We start from the raw sequence: 19,264 nt of genomic DNA on the forward strand, positions 1-19,264 counted from the left end.
CTTCAGCTCGGCGTAGGTGTAGGATCGGCGCCGGATCACGCTGCTACAGCCGAGGTTGAGCCTGTCCGGAAACTCCGGTCCCCAAGCGCCGAAACCGGCTTCGTCAATCGAGACTTGAGCGGACCCGGCCGCCGCCTGGGAAGGGATTGTCCCCAGCCCCCGTGCGTGTCTCTGTGGATAACCTGTGTCATTCGACGGTAACGCGCCACCCGCATTGAGAAAATCGTGTGCCGGTCAATGGCTGACCAGTGGCTCGGCAAGGCGCCCCATGAGTCACCGCGCCGCCGTCGGAGCACGATTGCCAGTGTGGAGGTACGCGTCGCGGTCAGGTGACCGCCGGGGCTTGATGCAGAAAGGTGTCGTCCGTCAGCTGGCGGAGTACGAGCTCCGCCACATCCGCACGCGCAATGCGCCCCGATTTGAGGGCCGGATCGACACCGAAGCGATAGGCCCCAGTGCGGGGACCATCGGTCAGTCCGCCGGGGCGCACGATGACCCAATCGAGCCCGCTCGCCATGACCAGCTGCTCCTGCTCCGCCTTGGCTGCGAGGATCCGCTTCAGCATGAGGTCCATCACTAGACGCAAGGGCCAGGCGATCTGCGCGCGGCTGTCGCCGACACCGAGGGAGCTCACGACCACCAGTCGGCGCACGTCGGCATCCTGCATCGCGGCCAGAATGCGCTCGGTCCCGCGCGCCTCGATGGGCGTCTGCCGGCCATGTGAGCCGAGCACGCAGATGACCGCGTCCGCACCCTCGACGCACCTGGCCACCGCCGCCGGGTCGAGCACATCCCCGCCGAGCGTCATCAGTCCGCTGCGGGGTGCGAGCTTTGAGGGATCGCGCGCAAGGGCGGTGACGCGGTGACCCTGCTCCAGTGCCTGGGCCAGGACCTGCCGGCCGGTGCCGCCGGTCGCGCCGAAGAGGGCGATGTGCATGCGAGGGTCTCCTGTTTGCCGTCGAGGACATCAACGGCCCGACAGTGAGGGCAGGGCAGTCGAAAGGCGAGGGGCTCTTGGGGCATTGAGTTGCCGATACCGACCGGCGTTAGCACCTGCGCATCGCACAGCCTGCTCAGCCGCAGGAAGAGTCGGACGCGCTCACGCATGGTCAGGGGCCTGCCGAACGCTCGGCGTCAGCTCGACCGTAGACTGGCCATTGCCGATCCAGACCTGGCCACCATCGAGCGTGCATTGCAGGTCCATGCTGCGCGCAACCAGCCCGGTCAGCGCCGCGACCGCATCCGCGTCGAGATTCAGCACCCGCAGGTTGCGCAGCCGCGCGAGATTGGCCGCGTTCTGCTGCCACCAAAGCTCGGCCGACCGGCCCGCATAGTTGATCACCACCACCTCCCGCGCCCGTCCGCAGGCCTGACGCAGCCGTCGCTCCTCCGGCTGGCCCAGCTCGATCCAGCGCTCGATCTCCCCGCTCAGGCTGTGCTGCCACAGATCCGGCTCCGCGTCGGTGGAGAGTCCCTTGGTGAAGGCGAGCTGCGGATCGGCGAAGAGACAGAAGGCGAGGAGCCGGACCATCATCCGTGCGTCCGTCTCCGAGGGATGGCGGGCGAGGGTGAGCGCGTGGCTCTCGTAGTAGTGCCGGTCCAGATCGCTGATCTGCACCTGGGCTTTGAAGACGGTTGCCTTGAGGGCCATGGGCTGTCCTGGGGCGGGGAGGGCTGAGTCAATCAGGCCGCCCATGGTAACCGGGATGCCCAGCCGCTCGAAGGCGACGGTCATTGCCCGGGCTCGGCGTGATGACGATGACCGCCGATCGCTGAGCTTGCGCGACCGCGATACGCGTGCTAGAAACCAGGAAGTTGCTCAGCGTCTCTGGCGCCAGTGACCGACCCGCGGAGGTCCAAGTCCGCGCACCACCTGCGCCATCTCATGGCGTCTTGCACGCGCCGATCGATGGCGTCTGATCCCGGCCAGGCTGTCGGGATTCTCCAAGCGACGTGCGCCCGCACGCAGCACTCACTCCCTGATCGATCGCGCCAAACCCCTGTCGCCTCCGTCTCGCCGCGCCTGATCCGCGCCGCCGAGACGACAGTGGTTTTCGCGATCGCCTGAACCGGGGATCGTGACATCGCCTGCGCGGGCGATTCGCACCACCGCGCGCACCATCCGCCAGCTCAGGCTGGCCTTCCACCCCCAGGGGAGACACCTCCCCACCGGGCGGGCGTCTCCCGGCCTTTTGGAGACGACCCATGCACACCACTGCGGCTCCCATCCGTGCCTTGCGCACGGTCGCCTTGTTCGCGACCGGCGCGGCGACCTATGGCCACGCTTCGGCCTTCGCCCAGCTCCCCGGCTGGCCACGCCTCCTGCGTGCCGCGCAGCGGCTCGCGCGGTCGCGCACGCCCGCTGCGGAAACGCCGCTGCAGCGGCGCCCCGCGCCCCTGCGGTCCTGATCATCCCAACCGGAGACAACACCATGTCACGCGGCATCAACAAAGTGATCCTCATCGGCAACCTGGGCACGGACCCCGAGGTCCGAACGCTCCCGAGCGGCGACTCCGTCGCCAATCTCTCATTAGCCACCAGCGAGACCTGGACCGACAAGGCAAGCGGCGAGCGCCGCGAGCGCACCGACTGGCACCGCGTGGTGCTCTTCGGCGGTGTCGCCGAGATCGCCGCGCAGTACCTGCACTCGGGCTCCAAGGTCTATGTCGAAGGCAAGCTGCGCACGCGCCAGTATCAGGCGCAGGACGGCGGTGAGCGGTCCGTGACCGAAGTGGTGGTCGACGTCACCGGCACCCTGCAGATGCTCGATAGCCAACCCTCCGGCGCGGCGGAGCGCTCCAGCACAGCTGGCGCCCCTTCGCCCTCCGCTCCGGCCACGGCCGGATCCGGGCGGCGTACGCCGGCACCCTCACGCGGACGCGGAAGAACAGCCGGACAACCGCCGCGCTCGCGTGCGCCCGACTTCGACGATCCCATCCCCTTCTAAGGGATTTCCCATCCGGCCACGCCACGGCGTCGGCCCTTCACCCCACCGGGGCATCCGTGCCCCCTGGGGAGCGGTGCCCCTTTGATCCGGAGGCACCATGAGCAAGTCCAACTCAACGCTGACCACACTCCCCGCCTGTCGGCTGGCGATCCCGCCCCAGGCACTCACCGAGCTCGGACTGGATCCCGCCACCTGGCAGGTCCTGGTCGACTCCATCTTCCCCTCGGCCAACACGGTCGAGGGCGTGCAACTTGCGGTGCGCTACTGCCAGGCCCGCGGACTCGACGTCATGAAGCGCCCGGTGCATATCGTGCCCATGTGGAATCGCAGCCTCGGGCGCGAGGTCGAGACCGTCTGGCCCGGCATCGCCGAGGTCCAGACCACCGCCGCGCGCACCGGCCAATGGGCCGGGATGGATCCCGCGCGCTTCGGCCCCGAGACCACCCGGACCTTCAGCGGCAGCGCCAAGGTCAATGGCAGCTGGCAGGAGCAGCAGGTCACGGTGACCTTTCCCGCCTGGTGCGAGGTGACCGTCTACCGTCTGATCGGCGGGGCACGCTGCCCCTTCACCGAGACGGTGTTCTGGGAGGAGACCTATGCCCGCATGGGCGGAGGTGAGCTGCCGACGGCCATGTGGGTCAAGCGCCCGCGCGGTCAGCTGCTGAAGTGCGCCAAGGCTGCCAGCCTGCGCGCCGCCTTTCCCGAGGAGGCGGGCTACACCGCCGAGGAGATGGCTGGAAAGTCCATCGACGGCGATCTGGTCGGCATGACGGTGGCGACGGCGCCCACCGAGGTGACCGGCACAGCCGTCGCCGATGCCGCCCCTGAGGCCACCGAGCCGGTGGTCCCGGACGTCGACGAGGCCATCCTCAGCCAGATCGAGGGCCTGGTGCTCCGCGCGGCCAAGAGCCGGGCCTGGGCCTCGGCCCAGGACTACTTCAAAGGCCGCTATCAAGGCGACGTCCTCGCCTATGCCCTGGCCGAGCTGGCCCGCGCCGAGCGCGAGAGCTACCCGCCGGCCGAGGCCGCCTGAGCCCTTCAACCGACCGGTCCGTCCGGTCGCACTTCCCCCACGGCACACCGCTCCCGTGGGGAGTGGTGCGCCCACCGACTGGAGCCTCTCATGAAGATCGTCAACCTCTCCCAGCGCACGCCCGACTGGCTCGCCTGGCGTGCCCAGGGCGTCACCGCCTCCGAGGCGGCAGTCATCCTCGGTCGCTCGCCCTACCGGACGCCCTGGCGCCTGTGGGCCGAGAAGACCGGACTCTGTCTCCCGGACGACCTGTCCAACAACCCCTTCGTCCAGCGCGGCATCGCCCTGGAAGATACGGCCCGCCAGGGCTTCGAAGAGCGGCACGACACCCTGCTGCTGCCGGTCTGTGCCGAGCATACCGACCATCCGGCGTTGCGCTGCTCCTTCGACGGGCTCACCGAGCGCGACGAGCCGGTCGAACTCAAGGTGCCGGCGCAGAAGACCTGGGACGCCGTGGCCCGCGGGGGCGAGGCGAGCCTGGCCTATGGGCTCTACTGGGTCCAGGTGCAGTTTCAGCTCGCCGTCGCCGAGGCCGCGCGCGGCTGGCTGGTCTTCGATCCGGTCCGGTCCAACGCCCGGGCGCTGGAATTCGTCATCGAGCGCGACACAGCCTTCATCGAGCAGACCCTGATTCCGGCCTGTCTCGCGTTCCACGAAGCGGTGCGGAAACGCCAGGAGCCGACCCCGGATCCGCAGCGCGACTGCTTCATCCCAACCGGTGACGAACAGCTCCAGTGGGAGCGCCTAGCGGCGCAATACCGCGCGGCCGAGCGCCGCGCCAAGGTCCTCAAGGCCGAGCTCAAGGGCCTCAAGGCCGAGATGACCGAGGCCCAGCGCGGACTCGTCGGACTGATGGGCGACTTCCTGCTCGCCGACCAGGCCGACCTGCGGGTGCTGCGCTATCGCCAGCAGGGATCGGTCGACTACGCCGCCGCCCTCGAGGCACTGGTGCCGGACCTGGATCCGGCTGTCCTGGAGACCCACCGCCGCCCCGCCAGCGCGCGGGTGCGGGTGACGCTGAAGCACGCGGACGAAGGCACGGAGCCGGCGGTTGCGCCGACTGAGAAGCCGCGACGCCGTCGGTGGACTTCGTCAGTCCCGACCTCTGAGCCGGCGGCGGACCCCGTCGACGGACCGACCACTGAGCCCCACCCCGAGCACGATCCCATCGGCTACTTCTGACCACCATACACCCTGTCCCCATCGGGGGCAGGGCTCATCCTGGAGTTCAGAGATTGCGAGCATCTCCAGTGACGAACTCCTCGGACCACGCTCGGGTCTGACCACTGACCACTGACCACTGACCACTGACCACTGACCACTGACCACTGACCACTGACTTGAGAGGTCTCGCCCCTCAGCCTCCCCCGAGCCTGAGCGGCCAGCCCTTTCCGACGCGCTCACTCTTTAGAGAGCCCGTCCATCGCCTGCGGGGGCGATCCACCAAGACCCCGCGCACCACCCGCCCGGCCTCGAGCCGACCACCATCTGCCAGCTTGTGCTGGCTCCACCCCACGGGGAGATTCGTCTCCCCACCGGGGCGGCGTCTCCCCTTCGCAGGAGAGACGCATGCGCACCACCCAGAGCTTCAACATCGCCCAGACCTTCAAGGTTGGCGCCCCCGCGGGTCTGACCATCGAGGGCTTCGCCGACGACGGGCATCCGCAGATCCCCGTCCTGACTCCGTATGTCTTCCGCCAGGGACTCTCCTCGGTGCTGGCCTTTCTGCGCCAGACCGGGGGCGATGCCTTCCTGCTCACCGGTCCGACCGGCAGCGGCAAGACGTCCTTGATCTGCCAGGTGGCGGCCCGGCTCAACTGGCCGGTCCAATCCGTCGCCTGTCATGGGCGCATGGAGCTGTCCGACCTGGTCGGGCAGTTCGTGCTCTGCGAGGGCTCGACCCGTTTCGTTCATGGCCCGCTGGCCATTGCGATGCGCGAGGGGCATCTGCTGATCGTGAACGAGATCGACCTCATGGACCCGGCCGAGCTGGCCGGGCTCAACGATGTGATCGAGGGCCAGCCCCTGGTGATCGCCCAGAACGGTGGCGAGGTCATCCGACCCAACCCGAGGTTCCGGGTCTTTGCCACCGGCAACTCGGCCGGGGCCGGTGATCCCACCGGGCTCTATCAGGGCGTGCTGCGCCAGAACCTGGCCCTGCTTGACCGCTTCCGCGTCCTGCAGGTCGGCTATCTGCCCCCGGACGTCGAGCTGGGGGTGCTGGAGACCAGTGCCCCAGGCCTGCCGCGCGAGGTGGCGAGCCTGATGATCACCGTCGCCAACGAGATCCGCCGCCTCTTCTTGGGCGAAGGCGAGCAGGGGGCCGAGCTGACCGTGACGCTCTCCACCCGCACCCTGGTGCGCTGGGCCCGCCTGGCGCTGACCTTCCGCGGGGCGCCGCAGCCGATCGCCTATGCCCTGGAGCAGGCGCTGACCGCGCGGGCCGAGCTCGAGCAGCGCGAGGCCATCCACCGGCTCGCCGCCGATGTGATGGGCGACCTCTGGAGCGGAGGGAGCGCGCCATGAGCGAGCCCTTTCAGCGCTATCGCTACACCCACGCCGACGGCTCGGCCAAGGATTGGGCCTGGCGAAGGCGTCAGGACGGCTCCAGCGAAGTGCGCTGGGGGCGTGCCGGGCAGCTCTCGCAGAGCCGGATCTATCCCGCCAGCCGCTACGAGCGGCTGCTGCGGACGGTCCAGGCCAAGCTCGCCAAGGGCTATGTCGAGCTCGGCATCCGGGAGCTGGATGCGCAGGGACGCCTGATCGAGCCAGCCGAGCCACCACCCACCCCCAGCGTCCCGACGCCGCCGAGCCCGGACATCGATCTGTCCGCGCTCGACAGCGACATCGACGACGACTGGTTCTGATCGCCAACCAACCAAGCCGATGGGCGACCACAGACCCATCGGGGCCAGTGGTGCGCCTGCTCGGCGGGAGACCACCATGACGACTACCCTGGATGACACCCTCATCACCTTGACCGAGCGCCTGTCGCTCATCGTCCTGACCGCGAGCATCTGGTCCGGGCGCAAGAAGCTGCGCGCCGATGACCTCGGGCTCAACGCCGGAGACATCCCGTCCGCGGAGCTGGTCTCGCTCGGCAGTAAGCGCCTCTGTAACCCGGACGCCCTGCGCGTCTTCCACACCCTCAAGGGCCAGGCCGAGCGGGCCTGCCTCAAGGTCGGCACCCGCTTCCTCGGCGGCTATCTGGTCCCCAATGACCAGGTGGACGGCCTGAGCGGCGTGCTCGACGGGCTCAAGCGAGAGTTCGAGTGCGAAGTTGCGTCCTTTCTGGCCGAGTACGACCGCGAGATCGCCGACTGGATCGGCCGGCACCCCGCCTGGGAGCGGCAGCTGCGTGCGGCTGTGGATCCTGCAGAGGCGATCGGCAAGCGCTTCGCCTTTCGCTACCGCCCGCTGGTCATCCAGCCCGCCAAGGGACACCGGGAAACCCTGGCGGAGGATGTTGCCGAGATCGGGCACACCCTCTTCCACGAGGTCGCCCAGATCGCCGTGTCATTGGAAAAGAGCCTGGTCGGCAAGGACAGCATGACCCAGCGCGCGCTCGGCACCTTCCGGCGCATTCAGGAGAAGCTCGCCGTGCTGTCCTTCGTCGACGCACGGATCGGGCCGATCCTGGCGCTGGTCGAGGGCTTTCTGAGCCGGGTGCCCAGACGCGGACCTATCAGCGGCGCGCTGTTCCAGGAGGGCTTCGGCCTTTGGCTGTTGCTCTGTGATGAGGAACGGCTGAGCCGGCATGGCGCGGGGCGTCTCGCGGGCGATGTCGATCCCGATGCTGACCCCTCTGATACTGAGGCTGATGCCGGTCCTGAGCCGACCGCAAGGCTGGACGTGAACGATGACCCTGACCTGTCTGCGGAGCGCCACGAAGACGCGGACGCCGTTGCCAGCCGGGGACCATCGGGGCCTCAGGACGTCGCGATCCCGAACCTGACCGAAGACGTGCCAATCGACTGCTTCTTCTAACCCAATCCGTCCCACGAGGGGCGATCCAACCGCCGCCGGCCACGGCCGGTGGTCTTCAACCCATCGGGGTGCAGCGCGCCCCGGTGGGGGCGGCTGTGCTCCCCACCGGAGAGACAGCATGCACACCAAGACCCTGCATCAAGCCATGCCCATCGTCGCCACGGCGCTCGCGCGCAAGTTCGGCGTTGCGGTGATCGTGGGCGGCAGCCAGGCCCAGACTGACGGGCAGACCATCTGGCTGCCGGACCTGCCGGCGACCTCGGCCCTGCGCCCGGTTGCCTGGGGTCTGCTGGCCCACGAGGCGAGTCATGTCCGCCATACCGATATGGCGGTCTTCCAGAGCGCGGGCGCGGCCTCACCGCTGCGTCAACATCTACTCAACATCCTGGAGGACAGCCGCATCGAGCGGGCCATTCGGCAATCCTATCCCGGCACCCGCGCCACCCTGGAGCAGGTCATCGACTGGATGCTGGCCGAGGGGCAGCTTCAGGTCCCCGAGGCCGAGGCGCATCCGGCGCGGATTCTGACCGGCTTTCTGCTGCTCGCTCTGCGGGCCCGGGAGCTGGGCCAGCAAGCGCTGATCCCGCAGGCCGCGGAGGCCGAGCGCGTCTTGCGTCAGACCTTCCCGGCGTCGTTGGTCCATCGTCTGTTGGGCCTGATGAGCCGGGTCGGCGGGCTCGTGAGCACCGCTGAGGCCGCGGCGCTGGCCGCGCAGATCGAGGCGCTGCTCGAAGAAGAGGCCGAGACGCCACCACCGCCGACGCAAGCCAGTGAGGGCGCTTCGCCGCACTCGGACGAGACTGAGGATGCGGCGGCCGGGCAGGGTGTTGCTGGAGCCGATCCAGAGACCGCAGAGACGGACGCCGCGAACGAAGCCCAGGCCAGCCCAATCGATGGTGCCAGGGAAGATCCGACGACCGAAGAAGGTTGTCCAGCGCCGGAAGATGCCGAGCCCGGTCCGGATGATGTGTCGAGGCGTGACACCGCCGATGGCGGCACGGACGCCAGCAGCGCTTCGGGCCAGTCCGAGACTGAGCACCCGATCGAGCCAGTCCGCCAAGCCCTCGCGGCGACGGCGGACGACCTGGACGGCGACCTGTTCGAGGCCGCCCGGCGCCTCTTGAGAGAGGCGGTGGCTGAAGACTCCGGTCCCTTGCTGCTGCCAGCGGCCGAGGAGGCGCAAGCCGATTCGCTGCAGGGTCAGCGCCTACTCGCCGAGGCTCAGGCGACCTCGCGCACGCTCATCGCCCGGCTCCAGGGTCTCGTGCAGGCGAGCCGGCTCGACCGGCCCTTACCGGCCGATCGAGGCCGCAAGCTCATCGCCAACCGGCTGCATCACGCCGGGGTCGGGGAGGGGCGGCTGTTCGCACGGAAGACCTTGCGCAGGACGCCCAACACCGCCGTGCATCTGCTGGTCGACCTGTCCGGCTCCATGTCGCGTTCGGTGACGTCCGGTCTGCGGGCCTATCGGGTGGCCTTGGATGCTGCACTGGCTCTGGCCGTTGCGTTGGAGCGTCTCCCCGGTGTCTCAGTGGCGGTGACCGCCTTTCCGGGCGAGTCGGGGGATGAGACGACGGTCACCCGTCTGCTCCGGCATGGGCAGTCTCCGGCGGGACGGGCGGGGGCCTTCGGCCAATCGCCCAGTGGCAATACGCCCCTGGCTCAGGGGCTGTGGTTCGCGGCGGCGGATCTGCTGCTGCGCCCGGAGCCTCGACGGCTCATCCTGACCCTGACCGACGGCGAGCCCGATGACCCGGCGCTGGCCCTGTCGGTCATCGCCCAGTGCGAGCAGGCGGGCCTGGAGATGCCGGCGCTTGGCATCCAGCACGACGTCTCGGCGCTGTTCCGGCACAGCCGGGTGATCGAGGCGGTCGACGACCTCAAGCCGGCCCTGTTCGGCCTGGCCGAGCGGCTGCTGGTCTAGGCGCCTCGGCGCGCTCTTCCAAATCCCACCAACCATTCTGGCACCCGCCGGATTCACCCCATGGGGACGCTTCCCCATGGGGGCGTCCCTCTTCGACGAGGAACGCTCCATGCTCCACGACTCTCCTGCCCGTGCCCTTGCGCGCGAGCTCGAAACCTTCGCCAACCGCGGGCGCCGCTATCGGCCCGATGAGTGGCTGACATTTCTCTGCCAGGACGTGCTCGCCGGCTTCGGCCGGCGGCTCGATCAGCCCTGGGACGAGGAGCGCCGCGAGCGGCTCTTTCAGCTCAGCCGCACCTACGCCTCCCTGGTGGCCGAGCATCCCTGGACGGACCTTTTGGGGTCCGTCTACATGGAGCTGAGCTCCCGGGGTCAGCAACGCTGGCTCGGGCAGTTCTTCACCCCGCCTGCGGTGGCGACCTGTATGGCTGAGCTTCAGCTGGCTGATCTGAATGACCGGCTGAGCGCCGGCGACACCCTGATCCGGGTATTGGAGCCCGCAGCCGGCTCGGGTGTGATGCTGCTCGCACTCTGCCAGGTCGTGCTTAAGCGGCACGGCCGCACTGCGCTCAGTCGGCTCTCGCTCACCGCCGTCGATCTGGACCCGCTCTGCGCGGCCATGACGGCGACCCAACTGCTCGCCAACGCCGTCGTGCATGGTCCACTGGGCGAGCTGCGGGTCGACCATGGCAATGCCTTGACCGGTGAGTTGTTCGAGACGCTGGTGGCCGTCCGGAGCGCGCCCCAAAGGGATGACTCCGAGTTAGTGCCGGTCGCCCCGATCCGCCCGCCCGAGTCGCCCACGGCGTCCTCCAGCCCGGCCCCAGCCGCGTGCTGGGGTGAGCAGCTCAGCTTGTTCTAACGCGATCGGAGGTGATCACACGACTCCGGGGCCTCGCCCCGGAGCCTGTCCACTCGGTCGTCCAAGCCCGAGCGGTCGAGCGGACAGGCTTCAATGGTTGTCCTGGGCTGGCATCTATCGCCTGCGGAGGCGATCCATCAAGCGTCCGCGCACCACCGGCTGGCCATCCAGCCATCCATCATCCCCTGGGGAGCGTATCGACTCCTCACGTGGGGGCATGCGTCTTCCCCTGTGCTCTGGAGAAAAGCATGCCTACCGCAACAACGACACCCGCCCTGCACCTCGTCGCCCGAGGCACCATCCCGATCGACCGCGCCCGCGCGGATGAAGACGTGCTCATCCGTCAGGCGATGGCCATCCTGGAGCGCCGGATGCGCCGCGTCCAGGACCCTCAGGCGCTGACCTCGCCGGCGTTGGCGCAGCGCTATCTGCAGTTGCGCCTCGGCACGCTCGAGCATGAGGTTTTCGGCGTGATCTGGCTCGACCACAGACACCGGGTGCTCGCTATCGAGGAGCTGTTCCGCGGCACCATCGACGGGGCGACGGTCCATCCCCGTGAAGTCGTCAAGCAGGCCCTAACGGTCAATGCCGGCGCGTGCCTCATATTTCACAACCATCCGAGTGGTATCAGCGAGCCCAGTCCGAGCGATCGGACCCTCACCCAGCGTCTTCAGGACGCCCTGAGTCTGATCGACGTTCGGGTGCTGGATCACCTCATCGTCGGAGAGACCTGTACCTCCTTGGCGGAGCGAGGGATGCTCTAGCCGCAGAAGCCCGAGGGGGCGCGTTTGGAGTACCTCTCCAGTCGACCTCTCTGCAGTTGCGCGCCGCTGGCCCCACGGGGGCTAGTGGCGTATTCATTTGGGACGCACGGGAAGTCGTAGGCCGGACCCAGATTGCCTTCGTTCCGTCGTCGGCATCCCAGAACCCGGTACGCTACCATCCAACGTAATGCGTCGATGCGCTGGTTGGGGATCAACGGCGCACTTGGGACGGGGGACAACATGCGATCTCACCTTTGGCGAATCGGCTCGATCGACCTGCATCTGGCGGTCGCGAATCTCTTCGACTTGGACGTCGCGGCCATCGTCAACAGTGAGCAGACGGATTTCTTTTTGGCAGGCAATCCCAAAACCATCAGTGGCCAGATTCGCCGCCGTTTGGGCTCAGTCATTCAGGACGAGCTGGATGCGCTCACCCAGAAGACGATTCTCCCAACTGGCACTGTCTTGTCGACGGGAGGTGGGGCGCGCTATGAGCGTATCTACCACGCCGGCTTTCATCAGCCGGAAGAGTGGCTCGAGTCGGAGGATGTTGACTACGAGGCGGATGCGCTGAGCACTGTCATGCGCTGTGTGCGCACCATCCTGAGCGATCCGGGTCTGCCTGAGTCAATCGCGTTTCCTCTGCTCGGTACTGGCCTGTTCGGCCTGAGTCCGGGGTTGGTGGCCTATGAGTTCGCCCGCGAAATTCTCGCTGCCGGTCTCCGGGGAGGGCCGAGGCGTGCAGTCTGGCTGGCCGTGCGGCTGGAGACCTACAACCAAATTGTCGATCCGTTGATCCAAGGGCTCATCGATCATCACCTGGGTGCATCGCCGATCGAGGATTTGCGGCTGGGGATCGGCTATCTGGACCGCTTCAACAGCCTGCATGTGCGTAGCGCCGACCCCCGTTTTCTGGCGTGGATGCTGCTGCGTTATGCCGAGCTCTTGGCGACCTATCTGCTCGCGCGGCTGGCGATCGCGGCCGGGCCGGATGGAGCGGTGCACCAGCTCATCCCGATCGGCCAAAGCCTGTCGTTCGGGATGATTCGGCGCGAGACCCAGACCCTTGCCTTGCAACTCAGGCACACCGCGAGCCTCGATCCCTGGACGCAGCATCTGCGAGCCCTGGTGCTTGCCGACGCGCATCTCCCGCACCGCTTGTTTCGTCTCAATCAGGACCGCAATCACCTGGCTCACGGCCAGCAGTTCCGCACGCCGGGTGCGATCGAAGCCGATCTACGCGGTTTCGTTGATCAGGAGACCTGGAGCCAGCTGCGCCAGGACGTTGGGAGTCCTGCCGTTGAGGGACTTGAGCCCTGGCTGAGGCAATTCGAGACCACGCAAGATGAGGCTACCGGGGCCGGTGCCGAGACGCAGGGGCTCATCAATCGCTGGACTCCGAAACAATTGGAATACCTCCTGCCGGTGACTGGCCAAACAGTGCGGATCGCCGAGCCCCTGACGTGACGGGTTGGGCCTCAGGTTTCCGGGGTCGCGCCGTATTTCTTCAGCCAGTTCGTCAGCGTCATGTAGCTCGACAGTCCGAGCAGCTCTGCCGCGCGGGTCTTGTTGCCCCCCGTCACTTGCATCGCCGCGGCCAAGTAGTGGCTGGCCAACTGGCGCATCAGGTCAGGCAGATCGACGCCTTGCTCGACCGGGTGGCCCAACAGGCCATCGTCCTCTGCCTTGGGCGGTGGCAGCTCCAGCAAGGCCTCTTCGATGTCCCGCTCACTGACGGTATCGCCCTTCGACCAGAGCGCCGCGCGTGCCAAGGTATTGGACAGCTCACGAACGTTCCCTGGCCAGGCATGACGCGCCAGTCGGTTGAGCGCGGTCGGCGCCAGGCGCTTGGTCTGCCAGCCGGGGTCAGTGGCGCCGTCACGGTTGATCTGCGTTAGGAGGTGCTCGACCAGCGGAGTGAGATCGCCCGGACGCTCGCTGATGGAAGGTACCTGGATCAGGGCCACGGCGATTCGAAAGAAAAGATCACTGCGGAAGCGGCCGGCCACGACCTCCGTGGCCAGGGCGCGATTGGTGGCGGCGATCAGGCGGACGTCGATGGTCCGTGGCTGCGTGGTCCCAACACGCGTCACCTGTCCCTCCTGCAGCACTCGTAACAGCTTTACCTGCAGGTCCAGCGGCAGCTCGCCGATCTCATCGAGGAAGAGCGTGCCGCCGTCGGCGGCCTCGAAATAGCCGATACGCTCAGAGGTTGCGCCGGTGAAGGCCCCCTTGCGATGGCCGAAAAACTCCGATTCGGCCAGCTCGCGCGAAACCGCACCGCAGTTGACGGCAACGAACGGTCGGTCGCGCCGGGGGCTTGACCGATGGATGGCGCGGGCCAGCAGCTCCTTGCCGGTGCCGCTCTCGCCTTCGATCAGCACGGGGACCGTGCGCGCGGCCACCCGCCGGGCACGCTCGATCACCCGCCGCATCGTGGGGCCTTGATGGACGATGTCCGAGAATTCGGGCGCCATCTCCGCGAGGCCGGAGCCGACTCGCACCAGCTCGCGGTCGGCCTGTCGGTACACCTCGGGGATGAACTCGGCCGAGATGTCGAAGGGGACCTCCGCCGTGCGCACGCCTTCCTGGGGGGAGGACTCGATCAGCTCGGCGCCATAGCGGGTCTTGGACACCAAGATCCAGACCGCCGCCATCGCCGGGGTGCCGGGGCTCAGATGGAAGGTGAGGCGCGTCGCGTCACCGAAGCGCTGGAGCAGGCGCGCCAGGGTCTCGGTCACCGCCTGGTAAATCTCCCCGAAATGAGTCGGGCGGGAGAGGCTGACCAGTGTGAGCTCGACCGTGGCTGTGGTCTGGCGCTCGATCCACGGCAAGAAGCCCGCGCTGTCGGCCTTCGGATAGTTGCAGAGCAGCACGACGCGCTCGAAAGCACGCTCTGTCACCGCCTGACCAATCGGGCCAAGCCCCACGGCCTCCACTCCTGCCGCCGCCTTCAGATCCGTCTGTCCGACCCAGCTCACGAGGATGCGCATGTTTCGTCTCAGCGAGAACCACTCGCTTATGGGTACAAGAAAAGTTGTCGTCACACAAGGAATGCTGTAAAAAAATATGTGCCGCTCACTCTAAGATTGACGCATAAATCATTAAGTGGCTGAGTTATAAGTTTTTAATGGTTGAGATATGTGTGTGGTTTCTGCTGGCATAGCGAGTGCTTTATGCAGGTGTGCCATCAAGGAGACCTGCCATGCACATCATCCGCGACCGTCTGAGCCAGCTGACATTCGGCGAGGCACTTCACCATCAGACATTGAGCATGACGCCCTTGCTGGCGGCTGATCGGCGTGAGCCCGACTACCTCACCTTGGACGAAGCGCTCGCGCGTGGCGAGCTGCAGATCACCGAGCTCTCCGAGAGCGGCTCGGTGCCCGAGCTGCGGCTGATCAATCGGGCCAGGCAGGCGGTCTTCCTCCTGGATGGTGAGGAGCTGGTTGGCGCCAAGCAAAATCGGGTTCTGAATCTCAGTTTGCTGGCGCCCGCAGCTGCTACGCTCACGATTCCGGTCTCATGCGTAGAGGCCGGACGCTGGTCCTCGATGAGTCCGGCCTTCAGCAGCAAGGGACGTGCTTTCTACGCCAATGGGCGCGCCCGCAAAGCGCGTCACGTCACTGAGTCGCTCCGTGCTCGAGGGCAGCGGGAATCCCATCAAGGCGAAATTTGGCAAGACATCGCTGCCAAATCGGCACGGATGGGTAGCCGCTCGGATACGGATGCTATGGCCTGTCTCTATGAGGACTTCGACGCGTTGATCGCGCAGTACGTCCAGGCCATGCCGCCTCAACCGAATCAGGTCGGCGCCGTCTTCGCGATCAATGGGGCTATCCGGGGACTGGACTTATTCGACTGTGCTGCGACGTTGCGCAAGCTCTTGCCCAAGCTCGTTGTTAGCTACGCCCTGGATGCAATCGAGTCCGGTCGAGAGGCGGCAAACTGCGCTCGTCCCGGCGTGGACGACTTTCTGCGGCAGATCCGCGTGGCCGAATCCTCGACGCATCCGTCGGTCGGCGAGGGCACGGATGTGAGGCTCAGCGCGTCGGCAATCTCTGGCGGAGCACTTCTGTTGCAGGACCGCGTGGTTCATCTCTGCGCGTTCTGGCTTCCTGGGGTGACACAGCAGAGCGCCAGACGTCAAAACGCGTCACGGATGTCGAGCGCTGTGATACGCCGACGGGGACGCATGCACTGAGGGAAGAATCCTACTGAATGTGTGTCGAGGGCGATTACACGTCGCCCTTTGAATTGGCCAAGAGACAGGAGTCCCACGGATGACGAGCCGAGCACCTCTCTTTCCGACCGCCGTTGAGATTTGGCTGCTGCGAATGGAGCAGCGCTTAACAGAGTGGCTGCGTTCCAGTGAGACCCCTTTGCTGGGTCTCTACTCGGATCAGCTCACGGCGTCGCTTCGGAAGCCCATAAGGAACGCACTGGATGCGGTTCGAGATCCTTTTCGCGTGTATCAGCATGGCCTTGAGCGTTGGCCCGCGGTCTTCGCGGCCTACCTGACAGCCTATGTCGTCGATGGTTATGGCGCCTCGGGAAATTCGGCCGTCTGGCCCTACGTCGCCGACGCCTTGTTCGACGGAAAGCGCCAACTGTCTTTGCAGGAGCAGGACGTGCTTTGGCAGGCTTATCGTCGCGCTTGTATCCGCCTTGGCTTGGAGGTGCTTCCAGCGGGATCGGTGTCTAACTACAGGGTTGCGGAGCTCTTGCATCAGGCAGGCGTCCCGGCTCGGTATATCGATCTCCTAGCCGAGCGCATGTTGCACCACGCGAAGCTCAGCGGGACGCCGGAGGCTGACGATCCCAGGGATCTAGCGCTTTGGTGTGACGCATTGATCGAGCGGCTTGTGCCTCCGGTTCCGATCACCGTGGCGCGGGCCATCGAGGCCGACCGGGGCGGCTTCTATGCGCGTCTCTTCCTGAGTGTGCTGTCAGGTGACGACGCCGACCCGACCGGCTCGGATCGCTCCACACGTGCGCGTATGGCCGAGGTGGTTGCCAGCGCGCAAACCGACCAGCGGCAACTGCTTCAGAAGGGGCTGTCGATTCCTCGCGTTGTCTGGCGTGACGACTTGCTCGGGGTGGAGCTGCCAGCTGGTGGCTCGACGGAGTGGCAGATCGAGGTGGATGGTCAGGGGCACAACTACCTCGGGGCGAGTGAAGCGCGCTTCGTACCCTTCGAGCAATCATTGCCCGGCGAAGTGCGGATCTCGCGTGGAAATGGCCACACACCCAAGGCGATCGAGGTCTGGGCTGATGGTCGCAATAACCGCTTGCTCGCCTTCGATGGCACTGGAGCACTAGCGGGGGGCACTTGCCTCAACGCCGGTGAGCCTTTGCAGGTCGAGCCGGGGCCAGTGACCTTGGTGCTGCGCTTTCGACCGGATGGAGATGAGGCCGCACTCACTGAGCTTTCTCTTGACCCTAGGCTGTATGCCATGTCGTGTGAGCTTGCCCCAGGTGAGCAGCTGAAGTTCCAGCGCGGCCCGGCTCAGGTGACGATCTTGGCCCGCTCGCGCCCAACACTCGCGCTGAAGGGGCAAGCCTTTCGCGGAATCGGTGGAAATGAACTGTATGCAACGACTGGAATCACGCTGCGCGGCCAGGTTCCGCTCGAGCTTTTTGCTGACGACCCAGCTGCGCTGGTGGTGGCACTTTCTGCTCCTGGTCGCGAGGAAACGCTGGAATTGCCGATTGAGCCCAGTCCCGGAGGTGAGCTGAAGCTTGACCTCGAGCCCGTCTTTGAGAGCTGGACGCCAGGGCTGGTCCGTTTGCGTGTCGAGCTTCGTCGCTCTGGCTTGCGTCGCGCGATGGCGAGACTGGCGACCTGGCTATGGGTTGGCCTGACCCGCATCGAGGATAGAAGCCACTTCTATTGCACTGCGCTACCAAGGAATCTTGACGCCGAGGCGTCCGATAACCTCGCGCGGGATGAAGGACGGTGCATCCTGACCTATCGCAGCGACGCCAAGCGCTTCTTCCGCTTGGTCTTCGCTGTTGGGTCGGAGCGTGTGGTGCAGTTCACCGCCGCCGTACCGGGCGCCTTCATGGTCCTGAAGCGATTCCGCGAAGGAAAGGTCGAGGAGCAGGCGTTGCGCAAGGGCGGAGTGCTGGCTTTGCGGAGCGATTCGCGGGAGGTGCTGGAGGTCTACTCAACGCAAGGCGGTTGTCTGCGGCTTGGGCGCATGCACCAGGAGATATCACCGCGTGCCGGCCTGCGCCGCCTGCATCTGTCGACGCTTGCCGAGTACCTCGAGCCTGGCATCAACAGGCTCTCGATCGAGCACCCGTCGGGTTTCCTCGAGCCCTTGCTGCAACTGGTCACGCCGCATCGTGTCCTCGCCATGAGCAGCCGGGAGGAGGGCGGCACTTTCCGCATTCAGCTGGACCTGCCGACCACGGCCGACGCGCTCCGGTGCGCGGCGCACGATATCCTGACGGGCCAGGAATTGGCTCTGGACCTCGTTTGCAACGATACGTCGGCTCGACTGGATCGGTCTGCGCGTGGGTGGCTGACCTGCGGTGAGCGTCAGGTCAGCGGTCAATTCCGACACACCCTGGAATTCCCTCTGGAGCGTTGGGACACGGGCGCTTGGCTGCTCCAAGTGGAGGCGCGCCTCAACGGTCATTGGGGATCGCTGGTCAATGAGCGCGAAGACGTTTACGCCTGGGGCATTCTGCTGGACGACGTGGGGGTTCCGACATCTCGCGCTTGGCTCGTGGGGCAGCTCGAAAACCTCGAGCAGGACACGGCCATCCGCGTCTTCAAGCGCATCCATCAGGCACTGCTGCCCTGCTATGCCCCTGATGTTTGGAACGGGATTCGTTGGCTCGCCGATGGTTGGCAGCATCTGGCGCGGACCTTTGCACCCGCAGGCGGTCAGCTCCTCACCGAGCTCTTGGCGCTCGATGCCCTGACTCCGCCGGAGACGAGCCAGGCGAGCTGGTTTCCGCTGCTGATGCCTGGCGTCGCCCTGTCCTGGATCTATAGTGCCGAGGCCATGGCCTACCGCGGTGTCGGTTTGCGCGCCGGTTTGATCGGGGAGGTCAGCCAGATCCGTCAACCGCTCTGTGAGCTCTTCCTGCAGCACCATCTCGAGCAGACACTGGCGTTTGGTTTCCGCAACGTCATGGAGATGCAGTGCGGCATACCGCCGCATGGGTTCTCACTGACGCGGTACCGCCAAGCGCTTGCGGCACGCAACATCGACGATGCGTGGTCTCAGCTCAGTCGGGAGGACTGGCGTCCTGCGGCCGGTGATTATCTAGGCCCCGTGCATTGGCGCTTTGCCTTGGGAAGCTTGGAGCACCGGTATCACGCGACTTTGCAAGGAAATGCCGTCCGCCGCGGGTGGGCCATGCATCTGGTGCAGGCGCTTCACCATCTGAGACTCGGGGATCTCACGCAGGGACTACCGGCGCATCTGGACGACGCAAGCGGACTAGGGGTGCTGAGCTCAAGGCCCGACCACGGGGGGAGTCAGGAGCAGCTGAATCTGCAACTGATCGATCGGCTGCTCTGCGTATTTGCAGCGGTCTGCCGCTGGGAGAGTCGGGGCCCGGCGCTCGCCGCCTGGAACGACAGCCTTCAAGAAGCAGGGCTTCCGGATGATGCAGCCATTTCGCAAGCCCTCGGCTATCTCCTCTACGTCGGCCGAGACGTTTTCGAATTCTACCTGCTGCTTTGGGAGCTGGTGTTCGCCGCAGATGCGGACACCATGGGTTAAG

The 19,264-nt window shown here is 66.4% G+C and carries 16 protein-coding genes; 13 read left to right on the forward strand and 3 right to left on the reverse strand.

The features are described from left to right. Positions 1-325: 325 nt before the first annotated feature. Positions 326-937: an NAD(P)-dependent oxidoreductase gene (locus G3446_RS10575; RefSeq protein ID WP_164452802.1), complete on the reverse strand. Its 612-nt coding sequence runs from the start codon at positions 935-937 to the stop codon at positions 326-328. A gap of 162 nt (positions 938-1,099) precedes the next feature. After that, positions 1,100-1,651: a YaeQ family protein gene (locus G3446_RS10580; RefSeq protein WP_164452830.1), complete on the reverse strand. Its 552-nt coding sequence runs from the start codon at positions 1,649-1,651 to the stop codon at positions 1,100-1,102. Between the two features lie 554 nt (positions 1,652-2,205). On the opposite strand from G3446_RS10580, the gene G3446_RS10585 reads away from it, so the two are divergent. From G3446_RS10585 to G3446_RS10635, 11 genes are all read left to right on the forward strand, one after another. Next, entirely contained in the window at positions 2,206-2,409 is a 204-nt protein-coding gene (locus G3446_RS10585; RefSeq protein WP_164452803.1) for a hypothetical protein, read from the forward strand. 23 nt (positions 2,410-2,432) lie between these two features. After that, the gene (ssb, locus tag G3446_RS10590) at positions 2,433-2,948 is read left to right on the forward strand and encodes a single-stranded DNA-binding protein (protein ID WP_164452804.1); all 516 of its coding nucleotides are present in this window, start codon (positions 2,433-2,435) and stop codon (positions 2,946-2,948) included. A 97-nt stretch (positions 2,949-3,045) separates the two neighbouring features. Continuing rightward, positions 3,046-3,981 carry a phage recombination protein Bet gene (gene bet, locus G3446_RS10595; protein ID WP_164452805.1) on the forward strand — a complete coding sequence of 312 codons (936 nt, stop codon included), beginning with the start codon at positions 3,046-3,048 and terminating at the stop codon, positions 3,979-3,981. A 90-nt stretch (positions 3,982-4,071) separates the two neighbouring features. Beyond that, positions 4,072-5,163 (forward strand): YqaJ viral recombinase family nuclease, encoded by a 1,092-nt coding sequence (locus G3446_RS10600; protein WP_164452806.1) that lies wholly within the window; start codon positions 4,072-4,074, stop codon positions 5,161-5,163. A gap of 387 nt (positions 5,164-5,550) precedes the next feature. After that, positions 5,551-6,507 carry an AAA family ATPase gene (locus G3446_RS10605; RefSeq protein ID WP_164452807.1) on the forward strand — a complete coding sequence of 319 codons (957 nt, stop codon included), beginning with the start codon at positions 5,551-5,553 and terminating at the stop codon, positions 6,505-6,507. Beyond that, the gene (locus G3446_RS10610; protein ID WP_164452808.1) at positions 6,504-6,848 is read left to right on the forward strand and encodes a hypothetical protein; all 345 of its coding nucleotides are present in this window, start codon (positions 6,504-6,506) and stop codon (positions 6,846-6,848) included. The genes G3446_RS10605 and G3446_RS10610 overlap by 4 nt, the downstream gene beginning before the upstream one ends. A 76-nt stretch (positions 6,849-6,924) precedes the next feature. Next, a complete protein-coding gene (locus G3446_RS10615) occupies positions 6,925-7,968 on the forward strand; it encodes a DUF3150 domain-containing protein (protein WP_164452809.1) in 1,044 nt (347 codons plus the stop codon). Between the two features lie 118 nt (positions 7,969-8,086). Beyond that, positions 8,087-9,892, forward strand: a complete 1,806-nt coding sequence (locus G3446_RS10620; protein WP_164452810.1) for a VWA domain-containing protein — start codon at positions 8,087-8,089, stop codon at positions 9,890-9,892. Between the two features lie 109 nt (positions 9,893-10,001). Continuing rightward, positions 10,002-10,754, forward strand: coding sequence for an N-6 DNA methylase (locus tag G3446_RS10625; protein WP_164452811.1), 753 nt, complete (start codon positions 10,002-10,004; stop codon positions 10,752-10,754). A 248-nt stretch (positions 10,755-11,002) separates the two neighbouring features. Beyond that, positions 11,003-11,518 carry a JAB domain-containing protein gene (locus tag G3446_RS10630; protein WP_164452812.1) on the forward strand — a complete coding sequence of 172 codons (516 nt, stop codon included), beginning with the start codon at positions 11,003-11,005 and terminating at the stop codon, positions 11,516-11,518. Between the two features lie 240 nt (positions 11,519-11,758). Beyond that, positions 11,759-12,985: a macro domain-containing protein gene (locus G3446_RS10635; RefSeq protein ID WP_164452813.1), complete on the forward strand. Its 1,227-nt coding sequence runs from the start codon at positions 11,759-11,761 to the stop codon at positions 12,983-12,985. An 11-nt stretch (positions 12,986-12,996) separates the two neighbouring features. Here the strand turns inward: G3446_RS10635 and G3446_RS10640 are convergent, their stop codons facing one another. Then, a complete protein-coding gene (locus G3446_RS10640) occupies positions 12,997-14,511 on the reverse strand; it encodes a sigma-54 interaction domain-containing protein (protein WP_164452814.1) in 1,515 nt (504 codons plus the stop codon). A 212-nt stretch (positions 14,512-14,723) separates the two neighbouring features. On the opposite strand from G3446_RS10640, the gene G3446_RS10645 reads away from it, so the two are divergent. Together G3446_RS10645 and G3446_RS10650 are read left to right on the forward strand one after the other, a co-directional pair. After that, a complete protein-coding gene (locus G3446_RS10645) occupies positions 14,724-15,722 on the forward strand; it encodes an ARPP-1 family domain-containing protein (RefSeq protein WP_164452815.1) in 999 nt (332 codons plus the stop codon). Positions 15,723-15,987: 265 nt separating this feature from the next. After that, complete coding sequence (locus G3446_RS10650; protein WP_164452816.1) at positions 15,988-19,263, forward strand: hypothetical protein; 3,276 nt, start codon at positions 15,988-15,990, stop codon at positions 19,261-19,263. Position 19,264: the final 1 nt, after the last annotated feature.

This window comes from Thiorhodococcus minor, assembly GCF_010820565.1.
Lineage (GTDB): Bacteria > Pseudomonadota > Gammaproteobacteria > Chromatiales > Chromatiaceae > Thiorhodococcus > Thiorhodococcus minor.